Source organism: Companilactobacillus insicii (genome assembly GCF_003946015.1).
Lineage (GTDB): Bacteria > Bacillota > Bacilli > Lactobacillales > Lactobacillaceae > Companilactobacillus > Companilactobacillus insicii.
This window is the reverse complement of the sequence record NZ_RHNU01000007.1, coordinates 17238-34367: the sequence shown is the minus strand read 5'-3', so window position 1 is coordinate 34367 and position 17130 is coordinate 17238. Positions and strand designations below refer to the sequence as shown.

Below are 17130 nucleotides of genomic sequence, written 5' to 3'. Positions count from 1 at the left end.
TACTATCGAAAGTGAAATTTATATCTAAAAGGCATTAAAATTATGCCTATAAAATACTATAATAAAGACATCACAATGGAGGTTAGATTATGTCTACATTAGAAGTCAAAGATCTACATGTTTCAGTTACAGATGAAGAGAATGGTAAAGGCCAAGAAATTCTAAAAGGCGTTAATTTAAAAATGAGTACTGGTGAGATCCACGCTATCATGGGTCCTAACGGAACTGGTAAGTCAACATTATCAGCTGCCATCATGGGTAACTCTGCCTACAAAGTAACTCAAGGGGATGTATTACTTGATGGCAAGAGTATCTTGGATATGCCCGTTGATGAACGTGCTCGTGCCGGATTGTTCTTAGCAATGCAATATCCAGCTGAAATTCCTGGTGTTACAAATATTGAATTCATGCGTGCTGCTATCAATGCACGTCGTGATCCAGATGACCAAATTCCAGTTAGAAAATTTATCAAGATGTTGGATGAAAAACAAGATATTTTGGATATGACAGATGAAATGTCAGGTCGATATCTAAATGAAGGCTTTTCTGGTGGTGAAAAGAAACGTAATGAAATCTTGCAACTACTTATGATTCAACCTAAGTTTGCTATTTTGGATGAAATTGACTCTGGACTTGATATTGATGCCTTGAAGGTCGTTTCACGTGGTGTCAATTCAATGCGTGGAGACAACTTTGGGTCACTTATCATTACTCACTATCAACGTCTATTGAATTACATCGTACCTGACCAAGTACACATCATGATGGATGGACGTATCGTTAAGAGTGGTGGACCTGATCTTGCTAAGAAACTAGAAGATGAAGGTTATGCAGGAATTCGTGACGACTTAAATCTTGATGTTAAATTGACAGATGAAATATAGGAGGAATTGAATATGCGACCAAGTTTACAAGACAAATACATGGACGATGTCGTTCAATTCTCTCACCAAAACAATGAGCCAGATTGGTTCACGAAGATTAGAACTGACAATCTAGAAAAGTCTTCAGATTTGTCATTACCTAAATATGAAAAAATCAATTATCGTAGTTGGAGATTGGATCGCCCAACTGACTTCAATGTTACTAGTGTTGCTACAGGCTATGCTCCAGCTACATCGAAGAATTACATTATTCAAGCAGGTGGAAAGACACTCGACTTGCATCTACAACCTGAATTAGCTGACAAAGGTGTTATTCTGACTGACATTTTTACAGCTGTTAGAGATTATCCTGAACTTATTCAAAAATATTATATGACTAAAGTTGTCAAAGCAGATGACAACAAACTTACAGCAATTCACGCTGTTATGATGAACGGTGGGATTTTCTTATACATCCCTCGTAATGTTCAAGTTAAGGATTCTATTCAAGCAACTTTTGTTCAAGATAACAATATCAAACGTGACTTTAATCAACACGTTTTGGTAGTTGCTGAAGACAATTCTGAAGTCACTTACTTGGAGAACTTCATAACAAATGGTGATTCCGAAGAAAACAAAGCCAATATTGTCGCTGAAGTTATTACTGGAGACAATGCACACGTTCATTATTCAGCACTTGATCAACTTAGTGAATCAACGACTAGTTATTTAAGTAGACGCGGTATTACAGGTGCCAATGCTCGTATTGATTGGGCTATTGGATTCATGAATGATGGAAACGTTATTGGTGATTTTGGAACCGATCTATTAGGTGACGGCTCTCATACTGAAGCCAAGGTCGTTGCTATTACAACTGGTGAACAAGTCCAAGGAATTGATACGAAGGTTACAAATTACGGTCGTCATACGATCGGTCATATTTTGCAACACGGTGTTATCCTTGAATCTTCAACGTTAACATTCAACGGTGTTGGACACATTGTTAAGGGTGCTAGAGGTTCAGATGCTCAACAAGAAAGTCGTGTTTTGATGTTATCTAGACATGCACGTGGTGATGCTAATCCAATCTTGTTGATTGATGAGAACGATGTTACAGCTGGACATGCAGCCAGTGTTGGACGTGTTAATAAAGAACAAATGTACTATCTAATGAGCCGTGGTATTGATGAAGCAACAGCTCAACGATTGGTTATTAGAGGATTCTTGAGCAGTGTTATCACTGAAATACCTGAAGAAGAAGTACGTGATCGTTTGACACAAATGATCGAAAGGAAGTTAATCAATGGACAACAATGATTTTCCAATCCTACATCAAAAAGTAAACGATGAAGACCTAGTTTACCTAGATAATGCAGCTACAACACAAAAGCCAAAGGCAGTTATCGAAGCAATGGATAAATTCTATTACGAAGATAATGCCAACGTTCATCGTGGTGTTCATACATTAGCTGAACGTTCGACAGAAATGTTTGAAGCTGCTCGTGAAAAGATTCGTGCTTTTATTAATGCTAAGTCCGCAAAAGAAATAATTTATACCAAGGGAACAACAGACTCATTGAATATGATTGCTCAGAGTTATGGTGAGAATATTCATGAAGGTGACGAAATTGTGATTTCCATTTTGGAACATCATAGTAACTTGATTCCTTGGCAACAATTAGCTATCAAAAAAAATGCAAAGTTAAAATACATCAACTTAACTGATGATGGTGAGTTAGATATGAAACAAGCTGAGGAACTTATTACTGATAAGACCAAGATTGTTTCTGTTGCCCATGTTTCAAATGTATTAGGCGTTATCAATCCCGTTAAGAAACTAGCTGAATTAGCACACAAACATGGTGCTGTTATGGTTGTCGATGGAGCTCAATCAACACCACATATGCCAATTGATGTTCAAGATTTAGATTGCGATTTCTTTGCTTTCTCAGGACATAAGATGCTTGCTGAGACAGGTATTGGTGTCTTGTATGGTAAGGAAGAATTACTTAATGATATGACACCAGTTGAATACGGTGGCGAGATGATCGAATTCGTTAAGAAATACGATACTACTTGGAATGAACTTCCTTGGAAATTTGAGGCAGGAACACCTAATATTGCTGGGGCAATTTCACTAGGATATGCGATTGATTACTTGAATGGTATCGGTATGCAAAAGATCGCTGATTATGAACAACAAATCGTCGATTATGTTTTGCCAAAGCTTCTAGCCATTGATGATCTAGAAGTTTACGGACCAAAAGATCCTAAGAAACATACAGCGGTTATTTCCTTTAATCTTAAAGGATTGCATCCCCATGATTTGGCTACAGGATTGGACATGGAAGGTGTTGCGGTTCGTGCCGGACATCATTGTGCGCAACCATTAATGACTTACTTGGGGCTTTCAGCAACCGCTCGTGCTAGTTTCTATTTCTATAATTCACTGGAAGATGCCGATAAATTAGTTGATGCAATTATTGCAACAAAGGAGTTCTTTAAAGATGGCACTATCTAGAATGGATAATTTATACAGACAGGTTATTTTGGATCATTCAGATAATCCTCATCATCACGGTGAATTGTCTGATAAGACAAATGATATTGAATTAAAAAATCCCACTTGTGGGGATGTATTAAAGCTTGATTTAAAAGTTGAAGACGGCAAGATTCAAGATGCTGCCTTTAGCGGTTATGGTTGCACTATCAGCCAAGCATCGGCCAGCATGATGACTGATGCAGTTATTGGTAAGACTACCGATGAGGCTGAAGAGATGGTTCAGACTTTTTCTAACATGATTATTGGCGATGACGTTGATACAGATATCTTGGAAGATGCCGCTACGTTGCAAGGTGTTTCTAAGTTCCCAGCTCGTATCAAATGTGCGACTTTAGCATGGAAGGCTTTGCACAAAGCCTTGAACAAATAAATCATAGGAAGTGAAAAATATGCCAGAAACAGAAAATACTAAGAATAATGAAGAGGCCGTATCATCAGTTAAGGACCTTGGTTTGAATGATGATTACGATTTTGGCTTCCATGATGATGTTGAACCAGTTTTCTCAACTGGTAGAGGCTTAACTGAGGAAGTTGTTCGTGCTATTTCTAAGGAAAAGAACGAACCTCAATGGATGCTTGATTTTCGCCTTAAGAGTTATGAAATTTACAAAAAAATGCCAATGCCTGCCTTCGGACCAGATCTTTCAGGACTTGATTTGAAGAATATGCTTTACTATCAAAAGGCAACTGATAAGAAGTATCGTGATTGGGACGATGTTCCAGAAGAATTGAAGAACACGTTTGATCGATTAGGTGTTCCTCAAGCCGAGCGTCAATACTTGGCTGGTTCGTCAGCACAATATGAGTCAGAAGTTGTTTATCACAATATGCGTGATGAATTCGCTAAGTTTGGCATTATCTTTACTGATACTGATACTGCTTTGCGTGAATATCCAGAGTTATTCAGAAAGTGGTTCGGTAAATTAGTACATCCTAATGACAATAAGTTTGCGGCCTTGAACGGTGCTGTTTGGTCTGGTGGATCATTCATCTATGTTCCAAAGGGTGTTCACTTGGATATTCCTATCCAGTCATACTTCAGATTGAACGCTGAAAATAGTGGACAATTCGAACGTACTTTGATCATTGTTGATGAAGGTGCAAGTATTCAATATGTTGAGGGATGTACAGCTCCAAACTATCAAAGTGACAGTTTGCATGCAGCTGTTGTTGAAGTCTTCTCTCAAAAGGATGCTTACGTGCGTTATACGACTATTCAAAATTGGTCGAACAATGTTTACAGTCTTGAGACAAAACGTGCCCAAGCTATGGAGAACGCTACAGTTGAATGGGTCGATGGTAACTTAGGTTCTAAGATCACAATGAAGTATCCTAGTGTTTACCTTGATGGTGAAGGTGCTAAAGGTACAATGTTATCAATTGCTGTTGCCGGAAAAGGTGTCGATCAGGATGCTGGTGCACGTATGATTCACAATGCTAAGAATACATCTTCATCAATTGTTTCGAAGTCGATTTCAAAAGACGGTGGTGCGGTTGATTATCGTGGTACCGTTAGATTCGAAAGAAACTCTGATGGATCAAAGGCTCACGTTGAATGTGACACTATCATTATGGATGAAGATTCCAGTTCTGATACTGTTCCATATAATGAAATTTTGAATGGTAATGTTTCGATGGAGCATGAGGCCAAAGTTTCGAAAGTTTCAGAGGAACAATTGTATTACCTAATGTCTCGTGGATTAAGTGAAGCAAAGGCCACAGAAATGATTATTATGGGATTTGTGGAACCATTTACGAAGGAATTACCAATGGAATATGCCGTTGAATTAAACCGTTTGATTAGTTATGAGATGGAAGGAACCGTCGGATAGAGAGTGGAGAAAGACGGGTAAATGCTGAGCATAGCCTAGCTTAAGAATTGATGCGGTTTGTGCATCCTTTCTTAAGCGTAGCTAAGCGGAGGCATTTGTCTTTCGGAACTCGTTTCAGTATTTGCCGCAAAAATGCGCAGAGGTTTGCCCTTTCGGAACTCGTTTCAAAAAATATATAAAAATAAAAATCAATAAATCCTCCATCATGAAGCAAGGACCACGAACTCAAAATGTTCGTGGTCCTTTTGCTATTAAAAAAACTCCATATCAGATACACTATCACTGCATCACTACCACATAAAAAAAGAGGATGTCTAAATATGGATAATCAAGAGAAGAAAAATGAACAGGCGAGAAAAGATTCATTTAGATCTGATTTGAAAAAATATAGTACAGTAGATGAATGGTGGGAAGATTTAAATAATGATGAGCGTAGAATAGTTGCGTATCCAGCAATTTTGGATGACAGAGATAATAGTAAAAATATTTATACTGTGACATTTCCAGATGTCCCTGGGGCAATTAGTGAAGGAACAGGTTTGGCAGAAGCGGTATATATGGCATCAGAAGCTATGGGATTGATGTTATACGACAGAGAAGAATTACCGGTGCCATCTGATCTAAAAACTATAGAGAATGAGAATCCTGATTGTGCAGTTACTTTTGTAAGTGCTGATCTTAATGAGATATCGAAAAATGTTAGAGTACCAATGGTAAATATAAATACAACAATATCTTCTGAACTTGCAATGATGGCAGAAGAAAGGAATATTGATTTATCGGAGATACTAATAGAAGCTCTTAAAAATAAATTAAATGCTAAATAGGTACAATCAACAATAGCGACCAAGTGGTCACTATTGTTTTTTTTACAATTAATAACGAAAATAAGCCTTTTTTTGTAAAAGCTTTTCTAATCCTTCTAATAGTAAATCATATGTCCATTATAAGTGATAATATATTTTCACGTTCAAGGAGGATTTAATTTATGAAAATTATCGTGTTAGGCGGATGTGGTCATATAGGATCATATTTAGTCCCTAAATTGGTTAAATTGGGAAATGAAGTTATTGCGGTAAGTCGTGGTAACCATGAACCCTATACAAAAAGTGACAGTGCTTGGCAACATGTTAAACACTTGCATTTGGATCGTGTTAAGGATACAGACTTTGCTCAAAGGGTTGCTGAAGTTAATGCGGATATCGTTATCGACTTAATTAGTTTTAAAATTGAAGATACTAAAAAAATAGTTGCTGCCCTAAAAGGCACCAACTTAACTCACTACTTATTCTGCTCTTCAGTATGGGCACATGGACGTGCAGAGGCTTTGCCAGCGGACCCTAATTGCGTTAAGCACCCTTTAGATGAGTATGGTAAAAACAAGTATGCAGGTGAGTTATTCTTAAAAGATGAGTACCGTAAGAATGGATTCCCGGCAACAATTATTATGCCTGGTCAGATTTCTGGTCCGGGTTGGACAATTATTAATCCACTAGGTAACAATAATACCGATGTGTTTCAGCGGATTGCTGACGGAAAGAAAATTTATCTACCTAACCTTGGTATGGAGACACTTCATCATGTTCATGCTGATGATGTAGCTCAAATGTTTGTTCGAGCTATCCAGCATCGTAATCAAGCAATTGGTGAATCATTCCATGCAGTGGCAGAAACTTCATGGACACTGTATGGATATGCATCGGCAATGTATAGGTTCTTTGGCCAGACACCAGATATTGACTTCTTACCTTGGAAAGAATGGTCAGAATACATTGATAATGATGCAGAGGTAGAACACACGTATTACCATATTGCTAGAAGTGGACAATACAGTATTGATAATGCAAAAAAATTGCTGGAATATTCACCCAACCATACGCCATTGGAAACTGTTGAAGAAGCGGTTCAAAGTTATATTGATAGAGGAATAATTAATCGTCCTGAATAATGTGATTATCTATATTTCTGAATTCAGTTTTTTTAGATAATCCAATTTTGAAATCATAGTTATTATTAAAGTTCTTTGCAAAATATCCTGAATATAGAATATCTAAAATTAACGAAATTGATTCTAATGATGAGAATCCTGCAATTTTTGTATATGAATGTTCTCGTGTCGTGACTCGCAATGATACGTCTGATAATTTGGAAAGTCGATTGTCACCAATACTTGTAATAGCAATTATTGGAACATGATTTTGTTTCAATATGTCAGTAACAGTAAATAATGGATCTGATTCACCAGAATAAGAAATAAAAATGGCACAATCTTGTGAGCCCATCATTGCTGCTTCTTGAAACATGATGTTTTGGATTGGAAATATTTCTGTGTTAGAGCCAAGATGTCGCATCTTATGTACGAATTCTTCAGCTAAAAAGATTATGTTCGATAATCCAAAAACTTCAATTTTCTTTGACTGATCCAGTAGCTTTATTGCTTGTGATAGATTTGGGGAATCTACAAGTGATAATGTATCTTGTATACTTTCAATTTTTAATTGTGCAAGTTTGTTGGAAATGCTTATCAAAGAATCTTCTTTTGAGAATGGAAGATTAGCATCAATATTTTTAAAATGCCTATGTAGATATGTTAATTCTTCTACGTAAGCTTTTTTTAATTCCAACCATCCATTAAATCCTAGTTTTTTAGCTATTCTAATCAATACGGATGGGGACGTGTAAGTTTCTTTAGCAATTTGTGTAGTTGAGTAACTATTTATATTTTCTTGATTTTGATTTATGAAGTCGACAACGATTTGTTCGTTGTTAGAAAAATTTGTAACATCAATTTTTTCTTGTAGTAACATTGTAATTCACCTCAAAATTAAAGAGTGACCGACGAGTCACTCTTTTTTCATTTCCAATTAATCTTACTAAAGACTCTACGTCCCAATACTTCACGCATAAACATAAACAATGGCCAAGAAATCAAGAAGATAGCAACGTACATGTAACTGTACTGCCAAATCAAAATACTTTGTAGGCCAAATGCTTTGTCAGTAAACATAAATGCTAATAAGAATAGCACAAACGATATTCCTATCATAACTTTCTTACGAATTATCAATGGATTACTAATCGATATCAGAGCACAATAGCCAATAATTCCAATCGCAAAGACTGATAGGGTTGAGGTTGTATGATACTTCAATCCTATGTAGTTACCTAAGAAGTAGACGATGCTTATCATTAGAATATTCACGATGGCTGATGGTAAGGCAATCTCCATGACGTTTCGCATGAATCGTCCGGCTGGTGGCGTATAGTTTGGCTCCAACGCTAGAATGAATGTTGGAATACCAACGGTTAAGGCATTAACCGGTGTCAGTTGTGATGGCTCAAATGGATAGCCAGTTCCTAGAATTATGAACATAATCGATAGAACAACTGAATAAATCGTCTTGATCAAGTATAACGAAGCAACACGCTCGACGTTGTTAATAACTCGACGTCCTTCATTAAGCATATAAATCATAGAATCAAAGTTACGATTCAATAATACGAAGTCAGCGGTTGCTTCGGCAGCGTCACTCTCACCAGCAATGGCAATACTACAATCTGATTGACGCATGGCGAGAACATCATTGACACCATCACCAGTCATCCCGATAGTCAATCCGTTATCTTGCATGGCCTTGATTAAGTCGGCTTTTTGGTTGGGACGGACACGCCCGAAGACGCGGTATTTCATAACCAATTCTTTGTAGTCGGTCCCCTCTTTGACCGTACTCATATCAATATAACTATTATCAGTATCGATTCCAGCTTGTGATGCAACATTGGCGACCGTAACAGGGTTATCACCGGAAATGATTTTTAGGTTGATGCCTTGATTCTTTAAGTATGAGAAGGTTGTTGGTGCTTGTTTTCTCACTTCATCTGAAATTTTTAATAATCCTATCAAAGTTTGGGTACCATTTGATTCTTTAAGCACTGCTATAACCCTAAATCCGCGTTCTGCTGCCGTATTTATGATTTCGGTTATAGTTGTACTGGCATCCTTGATAATGAACTCAGGAGCTCCCATGATGTATCTGGAGCCATTTTCAGCAACGAAGCCTGAATACTTAGTTTCGGATGAGAAGGGAATCACTTCAGTGGATTTTTCTACAAAACTAGCAATTTTTAATTTTTTTATTGCTTGCGCGGTGGCGTTTGTTTCCTGAGTAACTTCGACAATTTTTGTAGCGATTGCTTGAACTTGATTTTGACTGTAATTGTTATAGGATAAAGTATCTTTAACCGTTAATTTACCAGTCGTGATGGTACCAGTTTTGTCCAGGCAAAGTGTATCAACACGAGCTAATGTCTCAATAGCACTTAAAGATCTTACTAGGATGTTTTTCTTAGACAGATTGTAAGCACCAGTTGCTAAAGCAATTGAAGTTAGAACGACTAAACCTTCAGGAATCATTCCGATAACTGAAGCCGACGTTCCCAGAATCGAAGCTGAAATGTCACCATTCTTAAGAAATGAACGGAAAAATAAAAGAAGTCCAATTGGGATAATCGTATATGTTAGAATCTTAATGATGTTGTTGATAATCTTCATTAAGACACTGACTTTGCGTTTTTCTTTGCCAACAGCATTGGACAATTGTGAGATAAAACTGTTCATACCGACTTGTGTCAGTTGAACCTTAGCTTGTCCAGCTACAACAAAGCTTCCAGAGTAGACTTCATCATCAGCTGATTTAACAATGGTATCAGCTTCACCAGTAATGCTTGACTCATTAGTCTGCAATCCATTGATGGATCGAATGATACCATCAGCTGGGATAGTATTACCGCGCTTGAGCAGAACAATGTCGTCTTCAACCAAGTCATCGATTGGAATATCTACTTGTTTACCATTACGTATAACAGTGAAATCCTGTTCGTTCACAAGACTTATCTTATCAACGGTAAGTTTGGAACGGATTTCCTGATAACTTCCAATTATGATATTAGCGACTACCGGTCCTAAGAAGAACAGGTTTCGATATGAACCAGTCCAAAAAATCAAAATAGCGATTGCTAAATTGACAAAGTTAAACAATGTGAACAAGTTGTCAGCTAATATCTTCGGTATCGGACGTGACAATTTTTTCATTTGAATATTAGTCAGACCGGCAGCCGTTTGATTTTGGACTTGTTGGCTGCTCAATCCACTATTAATATCTGTTAATGTTTCGGGCCTTTTTACTTTTACCATGTACACACCTGCGACAATATTTGATAGATGTTATAATTGTTCCTACGTATTAAATTTAACACTAACATAAAAGGATGAAATTAATTTGAACAATTTATTTTTCGATTTAGACGGAACTATTATTAATTCCGAAAAGGGAATTATGAAGAGTTTGAAGTATATGTATAAGACAGTTTATGGATACGTTCCACATGACGACGATACTTTGCGTAAGTATATCGGTCCTACATTGAATGCTTCATTCAAAAAGTACGACCATTTAGAACCCAATGATCCTAAGGCACAAGAATTATTTAAGACCTTTAAGGATTATTATGATGTCGATGGTTGGCAAGAATATCAAATCTATGATGGGATTATCGATATGATGAAGGAATTGAAGCAAGGCAATAAGGAAATATTTATCGCTACTTCAAAGCCTGAAATCTTTGCTAAAAGAATTATTGATCAAATCGGTTTGAAACCATATATTAGACATGTCTTTGGAGCTAGCGATGATGAACAAACTCGCTCTCTAAAAGAAGACGTGATAGCATATGGTATCAACAAAACGTCAGTAGATTTGAACTCTGACAACTTAGTTATGGTTGGGGACCGTAGCAGTGACGTAGTGGGGGCACACAAGAATAATCTCAAAGCCATTGGTGTAACTTATGGTTTTGGTACGCAGGATGAGCTAAGCAAGGCTCATTCTGAATGGATTGTGAATAAACCACAAGACATTGCAAAACTAGCTATGGAGAAGTAGTCAATCATGAGTAAATCATTATCATACAATCGCCACGGATTCACATTAGTCTTATTATCAATTTGTTTGATGATAATCGTCTTTTTAGGAATAACTTTGTCGACAGTATTTAATCGAGATTATGTCAAAAGAGTCGTTAGCAGTGATGCTAATGTGTCTTTGATACGCAGTTATACTAATCAAAAACTCGGACGATTGGTCAATAATTACTCAGAGGTCGGTAGTTTATCAGCTGCTGATTTGAGCAAAAAAGATATTAAAAAGATTATTAGTGCGTCTGTGGACGATGTATATAATGACGATACAAAATTAACTATCGGTGATGTAATATTAAGGACCATCGGTGATAATTTAAAGAAACAAACGAGAGCTAATGGTTTGAACTTCGATTCAGAGATAGATTCCGCAATTAATAGTAATAAAGGGATCATGGATCAAATAATCCAAGATGACATTGGCCCAATTGAACAAATGTTGTCAGAATTACAAACACTCAAAAAAATTATTAAGTTGACAATGATTATATCAGGTTTAGTTTTTGTTTTACTAGCCTTACGACTATGGTCAAAAGTTGGATCCAGCATGATGTTCTTCCATCATATTGGTACAGTTGGTATAGTTACTTCCATTTTACTGGCAATATTATTAGCTGGGACGTATTATCCTCTTCAAGATCTCATCGCAAGCAACATAGAGTACAATCTGCGTGATGTTCTGTATAATATTCTTAACGGTATATTCCTAAGTTATATATCTATCGTGTTCATGCTGTTTATATTGAGCATACTCGATTGGGGAAGTACCACGAAATACAAATATAGATAGTAGAGGTGCGTGTACATGAAAATTGAACTTACAAACGAAGCAAAGAACAAATTGCAATCATACGTCAATGATGGTAAGAATATCATCTTAGACTTAGATGATGGTTTAGGCCGTTTCTCAGGTGAAGGTGACTGCGCTTTGATTACTAAGTTTAGAATCATTGCAGTAAGCGCCGATGAAGATATGTCTGATTATACAATCACTCTCGATAGCGACATTGGTAAGATTTACTACAAGCAAAGTGCCGAAGACTTCATTGACGATGGTTTGAAGTTAGAAGTAAATCCTAAAACTCAATTGTTAGTATTCAAGAACTCAAAAGAAATTATTGATAATAGTGTCAATATTATAGACTACGACGTTGTGAAGGCAAATAAATAATGGCAAGAATTGAAATGACTAAAGAAGTAAAAGAGAAGTTACAACCATATGTCGATGCTGGCAAGGTATTATTGTTAGATCTAGACAATGGCTTGGGACCATATTCTGACGAAGGTAATTGTGCGTTAGTAACAAAGTTCAGATTTATTGCAATTGATGCAGATGCACCGAAGTCAGATTATGAGATTGCACTTGATAGTGACTTAGGACCAATTTATTTTAAGAAGATTGCTGATGATTACATTCAAAAAGATATGCAATTAGAAATCAATCCTAAGACTCGTATGATCGTATTCAAGAATGCCCGTGAATTAGTAGACGGAGCTGTGAATATCGTTGATTGGGATGCAGTAAAAGCTAATACCGTTACTATGGGTGGCGGATGTTAAGTAGGTACAAAAAAGGGGACTCGCAAGCTTGATTTGCGAGTCCCTTTTGTTCTATTCTTTCAAATCATCAACATCAGTCAATGAAGCTAAATTATCTTGTTTTGTTACAGCACTTTTATCTACTGAAACTTTAAACCAGTTAACGAATCCGTGATCGAATTCCGCAACTTTGAATTTGAAGTTGTGCATAGTGAATTCAAAGTTCTTATCGATATTTGGATATTTTTCAATTATGTATCCACCAATCGTTATGATATCTGATTCTTGGAATTCAGGAATATCAGTTCTAAAGTATCTTTCGAAGTCATAAAGTGTAGTCTTACCAGAAACATTGTAACTGCCGTCATCATTCTTAACGATGTACTCATCGGAAACATCATCGATCTCATCTTTGACAGTTCCAAATAATTCTTCATAAATATCCTTATCAGTAACAATACCACTAGTACCACCGTATTCATCGACAACTACGACGATAGGTGTTTGTTTCTTGATCATCTTAGATAAGATATCTTGAATTGGCATCGTTTCAGGAACTGTATTAACAGATCTTAAGATACGACTGATACCAATTTCACCATCAACTTGATTTTGACGGACAATATCGTAGGCGTAAACATAACCTAGAACCTTATCCTTATCATTATCAGCAACAACAGGGAATCTGGAGAATCCTTGTTGTAGGTAATCTTTCAAGACATCTTTGACCTTGTCGGTAATATCAACTACGTACAAACTAGTACGATCAACCATGATATCCTTGGCAACTTTATCATTTAATTCGAAGGCACGTTGCATGAAGACAACGTCGTTTTGGTCCATATCCCCGCCTTGAACGGCTGACTTAGATAGTCTTAAGATTTCTGATTGAGAGAAGACCTCATTCTCAGAATCAGCTGGCTTCAATCCCATCATCTTAACGATACCTGAAGCTGAAACGTTTAATAACCAAACGAATGGATAAACGGCTAGATGGAACATACGCATTGGTGTTACTGTCAGCATCAACATCTTCAGTGGCATATCGATTGAAACATTCTTAGGAACGATTTCGGTTAAAACAACTTCTAGATAGGTAAGAAGAAGCACACCAATGATTGAACCTAATGCATGTAGACCACCACTACCATTGGATAGGTGGATCATGCCGAAGAAGTCGACCAGCAAATATTCAATAGTACTTTCACCAATCCAACCTAAGATGATACCAGCGATACTAGTACCAACTTGAGTTGTTGATAAGTACTCGTTCAAATTGTTGACCATCATCAACGCACGTTTTAATTTTTTCTGGTTCCCTTCACCTTTAGCAATTTCATCTTCTAGTTGACTGGGACGTGTTTGTACTAAGGCAAACTCAGCAGCCACGAAGAAGAAGGCAAAGATGAATGTAATTAGAATTATGATTAAGTTAGTAGTTATAGTGGAACTTGACAATATATCATTTCCCCTTTTCTTTAGTAAGAAGAATTATACACCTAAAGTGTTACATTCTGTCTTTAGTATAACAATAATTAAGACAAAATATACCGATTACTATCTATATCGGTACATCAACTAATATTTGGTGGTTGAAAGTGAGGCACTTTATTTTTATAATTAAAATATTAGAAACATATCGGGGGAAATACTTTTGAGTAGAGCAAAGAGCAGTAAATTTTTAACTCCTGCCAAGGCAGCGGAAGGTTTGGGGATCAGCGTTGCAACGTTGCGCAAGTATTCATTGATCGTCGCACACACAACTGGAAATACAGATTACTTCGAACGTAACAGTCAAAATAATCGCTTATATACAGCAAAGAATATAGAAGATTTCAAACAAATGGTTGAATTAGGTCACAGACCTAAGATGACATTAGACTCAGCCGCTAAACAAATTTTCCCAGTTGCTAGTGAATCCAAAGATGAAACTGACAACAAGGATGTTGAAGTAGAAGAGTTAAAGAAGACTCTGGAAGATATTAGAGCTAACGATAAGAAAAAAGACGAAGAAATTGCTGATTTGAAACAAAGATTAGCTGATGCTAAGGAAGAAAAAGACAGCCTTCAAAGTCAATTCGATCGTTACAAAGAAGAGAATAAGAAAAATGAAGACGCCATGATCAAAGAAAAGGTCAATGAACAAGTTCATGAAGACCATGAAAAGGGCGGTCATTGGTGGAATAGGTTCGTAAAATAGAGAGTGGAACAAAACGGGAACTCCTGAGCATTAACCTAGCTAACGTGACGATGCGGTTTGGGCATCTTCTCGTTAGCGTAGTTAAGCGGAGGGAGTTGTTTTGTGTAACTCGTTTTAGAATTGACAAAGCAAAAGAAACACAACTAAAATCAGCGCATTCAAAAAACTGGATGCGCTTTTAGTATGCAAAGATATTTCAAATATACGAACATTACCGTATACTAATTACTGGCGAAAAAAATCTAGGAGGATTTATTTTGAAATTAGCAATGATTGGACTCGGCAAGATGGGTATCAACTTGACTGAGAATTTAATTAGAAATAACAATGAAGTAGTGGCATTCGATTTGAATGAAGATGCAAAAAAGGATGCAAAAAAACTTGGCGCAACTGTTGTTGACAGTTTGGAAGATGCAGTTAAGAACCTTGAGGCTCCACGTATCGTCTGGGTTATGTTACCAGCAGGTAAGCCCGCAAATTCAACGATTGACACATTAAGCGAATTGCTAGATCAAAATGATATTGTGATTGATGGTGGAAACTCATTCTTCGAAGATTCACTTAAGCACAATGAAATTCTTAAGAACAAAGGTATCAAGTTCTTTGATGTTGGTACATCAGGTGGTATGAGTGGTGCTAATCATGATGGTAACTTCATGATTGGTGGAGACGATGCTGAATTATTCAGTTATATCGAACCTATCTTCAAGGGTATTGCTGAAAAAGATGGTTACTTATACACAGGTAAGGCCGGAAGTGGTCACTATTTGAAGATGGTTCATAACGGTATTGAATATGGTGAAATGCAAGCTATCGCTGAAGGATTTGACGTATTATCACACAGCCCATTCGAATACGATAACGAAGCTGTAGCTAAGGTTTGGTCACACGGTTCAGTTATCCGTGGATGGTTGATGGAATTAGTAGAAAATGCCTTCTCTAAAGATCCTAAGTTAGACGAAATCAAAGGTGTAATGCACTCATCTGGTGAAGGAAAATGGACATTGGACGAAGCCTTGAAGCTACAAGTCCCAACACCAGTTATCGCTGCTGCATTGATGATGCGTTACCGCTCATTAGAAAACGACACAATGTCAGGGAAAGTTGTTGCCGCACTTCGTAATGAGTTCGGTGGACATGATATGGATAAGAAGTAGAGAGTGGAACAAAACGGGAACTTCCGATCATTACCTAGGTTAACGAAGGTACCAACGAAGTTGGTGCATTTGTTAAGCGTAGTAAGCGGAAGAAGTTGTTTTGTGCAACTCGTTTTGGAAAACCAAAAATCCATAGAACGATATTTCAACAACAAACATAATTTGCAAAAACCCAAAAAGCTAGGACACAAGTCCCAGCTTTTTTTGTGCTATTCTATAAGAATTGGGGTGAAAAAATGCAAAAAGTAAAAACCTTTCTAATTATATTTATTGGTGCCTTTATAGGAAGTAATCTCCGTTATGGAGAAGGATTATTATTCAAATCTAGTAATGGTTTTCCGTACGGAACGTTAGTAGCCAATCTGACAGGCGCATTTATACTGCCATTTTTAATTCATTACTTGCAGGATCGTTATCATCTATCATCAAGAATTATTCTAGCCTTGAGTACTGGATTATTGGGATCTTACACAACTTTTTCCACATTTACGGCTGATACATACAAACTTTATCAATCTGGAAATTGGACTCTGTTGATAACTTATCTAACAATTACTATTGTTGGTGGATTTATTTGTGCATTGCTTGGGAATTATTGGGCTGCAACCCGTGCCTTCATGGACTGTGCTGGAAGGAGTAAGGACTAATGACATTTCTATTAGTGGGATTTGGTGCCAGCATTGGTGCATTTATTCGTAATGAGCTAACTTTGTTATCGCAAAAAATCAAAATAGACTTCCCAATTATAACTTTGTTGATAAATATTATAGGAGCGTTGATTTTGGGAATATTCACAGCTCATGTGCATAACGGGGGATTATTATTATTTTTAGGTACGGGATTTTGCGGAGGATTTACTACTTTTGGTACGTTAAATATGGAATTGAGTCAATTGTGGTTCCAAAGAAGATTTTTTAGCTGCTTCTTATATTTTGCATTAACGTATATTATTGGTATATTAGGATTTATAATTGGAATTCATATTTAGTGTTTAAGAAG

General features: G+C 36.8%; 18 protein-coding genes. 15 read left to right on the top strand and 3 right to left on the bottom strand.

Features of this window, described 5'->3' with window-relative positions; genetic code table 11:
• Positions 1 to 89: 89 nt before the first annotated feature.
• From sufC to EKM79_RS03545, 7 genes are all read left to right on the top strand, one after another.
• Positions 90 to 884, top strand: coding sequence for a Fe-S cluster assembly ATPase SufC (sufC, locus tag EKM79_RS03575; RefSeq protein WP_125565967.1), 795 nt, complete (start codon positions 90 to 92; stop codon positions 882 to 884).
• 12 nt (positions 885 to 896) lie between these two features.
• Positions 897 to 2180 carry a Fe-S cluster assembly protein SufD gene (gene sufD, locus EKM79_RS03570; protein ID WP_125565965.1) on the top strand — a complete coding sequence of 428 codons (1284 nt, stop codon included), beginning with the start codon at positions 897 to 899 and terminating at the stop codon, positions 2178 to 2180.
• Entirely contained in the window at positions 2167 to 3384 is a 1218-nt protein-coding gene (locus EKM79_RS03565; protein WP_125565963.1) for a cysteine desulfurase, read from the top strand. Before sufD ends, EKM79_RS03565 begins: the two co-directional genes overlap by 14 nt.
• Positions 3371 to 3796, top strand: a complete 426-nt coding sequence (gene sufU, locus EKM79_RS03560) for a Fe-S cluster assembly sulfur transfer protein SufU (protein ID WP_125565961.1) — start codon at positions 3371 to 3373, stop codon at positions 3794 to 3796. Before EKM79_RS03565 ends, sufU begins: the two co-directional genes overlap by 14 nt.
• Before the next feature lie 19 nt (positions 3797 to 3815).
• Positions 3816 to 5258, top strand: a complete 1443-nt coding sequence (gene sufB / locus EKM79_RS03555; protein ID WP_125565959.1) for a Fe-S cluster assembly protein SufB — start codon at positions 3816 to 3818, stop codon at positions 5256 to 5258.
• A 320-nt stretch (positions 5259 to 5578) separates the two neighbouring features.
• A complete protein-coding gene (locus EKM79_RS03550) occupies positions 5579 to 6085 on the top strand; it encodes a type II toxin-antitoxin system HicB family antitoxin (protein WP_125565957.1) in 507 nt (168 codons plus the stop codon).
• A gap of 161 nt (positions 6086 to 6246) precedes the next feature.
• Positions 6247 to 7206 carry an NAD-dependent epimerase/dehydratase family protein gene (locus EKM79_RS03545; protein ID WP_125565956.1) on the top strand — a complete coding sequence of 320 codons (960 nt, stop codon included), beginning with the start codon at positions 6247 to 6249 and terminating at the stop codon, positions 7204 to 7206.
• Here the strand turns inward: EKM79_RS03545 and EKM79_RS03540 are convergent.
• Together EKM79_RS03540 and EKM79_RS03535 are read right to left on the bottom strand one after the other, a co-directional pair.
• Positions 7190 to 8065 carry a MurR/RpiR family transcriptional regulator gene (locus tag EKM79_RS03540; protein WP_125565954.1) on the bottom strand — a complete coding sequence of 292 codons (876 nt, stop codon included), beginning with the start codon at positions 8063 to 8065 and terminating at the stop codon, positions 7190 to 7192. The genes EKM79_RS03545 and EKM79_RS03540 overlap by 17 nt on opposite strands.
• A 47-nt stretch (positions 8066 to 8112) precedes the next feature.
• Positions 8113 to 10452 (bottom strand): HAD-IC family P-type ATPase, encoded by a 2340-nt coding sequence (locus tag EKM79_RS03535; protein WP_125565952.1) that lies wholly within the window; start codon positions 10450 to 10452, stop codon positions 8113 to 8115.
• Positions 10453 to 10537: 85 nt separating this feature from the next.
• Here EKM79_RS03535 and EKM79_RS03530 point away from each other — a divergent pair, with 85 nt between their 5' ends.
• From EKM79_RS03530 to EKM79_RS03515, 4 genes are read left to right on the top strand one after another with little or no spacing between them, the layout of a single operon-like run.
• Positions 10538 to 11200, top strand: coding sequence for an HAD hydrolase-like protein (locus EKM79_RS03530; RefSeq protein WP_125565950.1), 663 nt, complete (start codon positions 10538 to 10540; stop codon positions 11198 to 11200).
• A gap of 6 nt (positions 11201 to 11206) precedes the next feature.
• Entirely contained in the window at positions 11207 to 12025 is an 819-nt protein-coding gene (locus EKM79_RS03525) for a hypothetical protein (RefSeq protein WP_125565948.1), read from the top strand.
• A gap of 15 nt (positions 12026 to 12040) precedes the next feature.
• Positions 12041 to 12406, top strand: coding sequence for an iron-sulfur cluster biosynthesis family protein (locus EKM79_RS03520; RefSeq protein ID WP_125565946.1), 366 nt, complete (start codon positions 12041 to 12043; stop codon positions 12404 to 12406).
• Complete coding sequence (locus tag EKM79_RS03515) at positions 12406 to 12795, top strand: iron-sulfur cluster biosynthesis family protein (RefSeq protein WP_125565944.1); 390 nt, start codon at positions 12406 to 12408, stop codon at positions 12793 to 12795. The genes EKM79_RS03520 and EKM79_RS03515 overlap by 1 nt, the downstream gene beginning before the upstream one ends.
• Positions 12796 to 12846: 51 nt before the next feature.
• On the opposite strand, the gene EKM79_RS03510 is transcribed toward EKM79_RS03515, so the two are convergent.
• Complete coding sequence (locus EKM79_RS03510; protein WP_125565942.1) at positions 12847 to 14232, bottom strand: hemolysin family protein; 1386 nt, start codon at positions 14230 to 14232, stop codon at positions 12847 to 12849.
• Between the two features lie 196 nt (positions 14233 to 14428).
• Between EKM79_RS03510 and EKM79_RS03505 the strand changes: the two genes are divergently transcribed.
• From EKM79_RS03505 to EKM79_RS03490, 4 genes are all read left to right on the top strand, one after another.
• A complete protein-coding gene (locus tag EKM79_RS03505; protein ID WP_125565941.1) occupies positions 14429 to 14974 on the top strand; it encodes a MerR family transcriptional regulator in 546 nt (181 codons plus the stop codon).
• 257 nt (positions 14975 to 15231) lie between these two features.
• Complete coding sequence (gnd, locus tag EKM79_RS03500; protein ID WP_125565939.1) at positions 15232 to 16131, top strand: phosphogluconate dehydrogenase (NAD(+)-dependent, decarboxylating); 900 nt, start codon at positions 15232 to 15234, stop codon at positions 16129 to 16131.
• Between the two features lie 236 nt (positions 16132 to 16367).
• A complete protein-coding gene (crcB, locus tag EKM79_RS03495; protein WP_125565937.1) occupies positions 16368 to 16778 on the top strand; it encodes a fluoride efflux transporter CrcB in 411 nt (136 codons plus the stop codon).
• Entirely contained in the window at positions 16778 to 17119 is a 342-nt protein-coding gene (locus EKM79_RS03490) for a CrcB family protein (RefSeq protein WP_125565935.1), read from the top strand. The genes crcB and EKM79_RS03490 overlap by 1 nt, the downstream gene beginning before the upstream one ends.
• Positions 17120 to 17130: the final 11 nt, after the last annotated feature.

Excerpts from the sequence above, each read along its gene's own strand:
- sufC (WP_125565967.1), top strand. The coding sequence starts at position 90 with ATGTCTACATTAGAAGTCAAAGATCTACATGTTTCAGTTACAGATGAA.
- sufD (WP_125565965.1), top strand. The coding sequence starts at position 897 with ATGCGACCAAGTTTACAAGACAAATACATGGACGATGTCGTTCAATTC.
- EKM79_RS03565 (WP_125565963.1), top strand. The coding sequence starts at position 2,167 with ATGGACAACAATGATTTTCCAATCCTACATCAAAAAGTAAACGATGAA.
- sufU (WP_125565961.1), top strand. The coding sequence starts at position 3,371 with ATGGCACTATCTAGAATGGATAATTTATACAGACAGGTTATTTTGGAT.
- sufB (WP_125565959.1), top strand. The coding sequence starts at position 3,816 with ATGCCAGAAACAGAAAATACTAAGAATAATGAAGAGGCCGTATCATCA.
- EKM79_RS03550 (WP_125565957.1), top strand. The coding sequence starts at position 5,579 with ATGGATAATCAAGAGAAGAAAAATGAACAGGCGAGAAAAGATTCATTT.
- EKM79_RS03545 (WP_125565956.1), top strand. The coding sequence starts at position 6,247 with ATGAAAATTATCGTGTTAGGCGGATGTGGTCATATAGGATCATATTTA.
- EKM79_RS03540 (WP_125565954.1), bottom strand. The coding sequence starts at position 8,065 with ATGTTACTACAAGAAAAAATTGATGTTACAAATTTTTCTAACAACGAA.
- EKM79_RS03535 (WP_125565952.1), bottom strand. The coding sequence starts at position 10,452 with ATGGTAAAAGTAAAAAGGCCCGAAACATTAACAGATATTAATAGTGGA.
- EKM79_RS03525 (WP_125565948.1), top strand. The coding sequence starts at position 11,207 with ATGAGTAAATCATTATCATACAATCGCCACGGATTCACATTAGTCTTA.
- EKM79_RS03520 (WP_125565946.1), top strand. The coding sequence starts at position 12,041 with ATGAAAATTGAACTTACAAACGAAGCAAAGAACAAATTGCAATCATAC.
- EKM79_RS03515 (WP_125565944.1), top strand. The coding sequence starts at position 12,406 with ATGGCAAGAATTGAAATGACTAAAGAAGTAAAAGAGAAGTTACAACCA.
- crcB (WP_125565937.1), top strand. The coding sequence starts at position 16,368 with ATGCAAAAAGTAAAAACCTTTCTAATTATATTTATTGGTGCCTTTATA.
- EKM79_RS03490 (WP_125565935.1), top strand. The coding sequence starts at position 16,778 with ATGACATTTCTATTAGTGGGATTTGGTGCCAGCATTGGTGCATTTATT.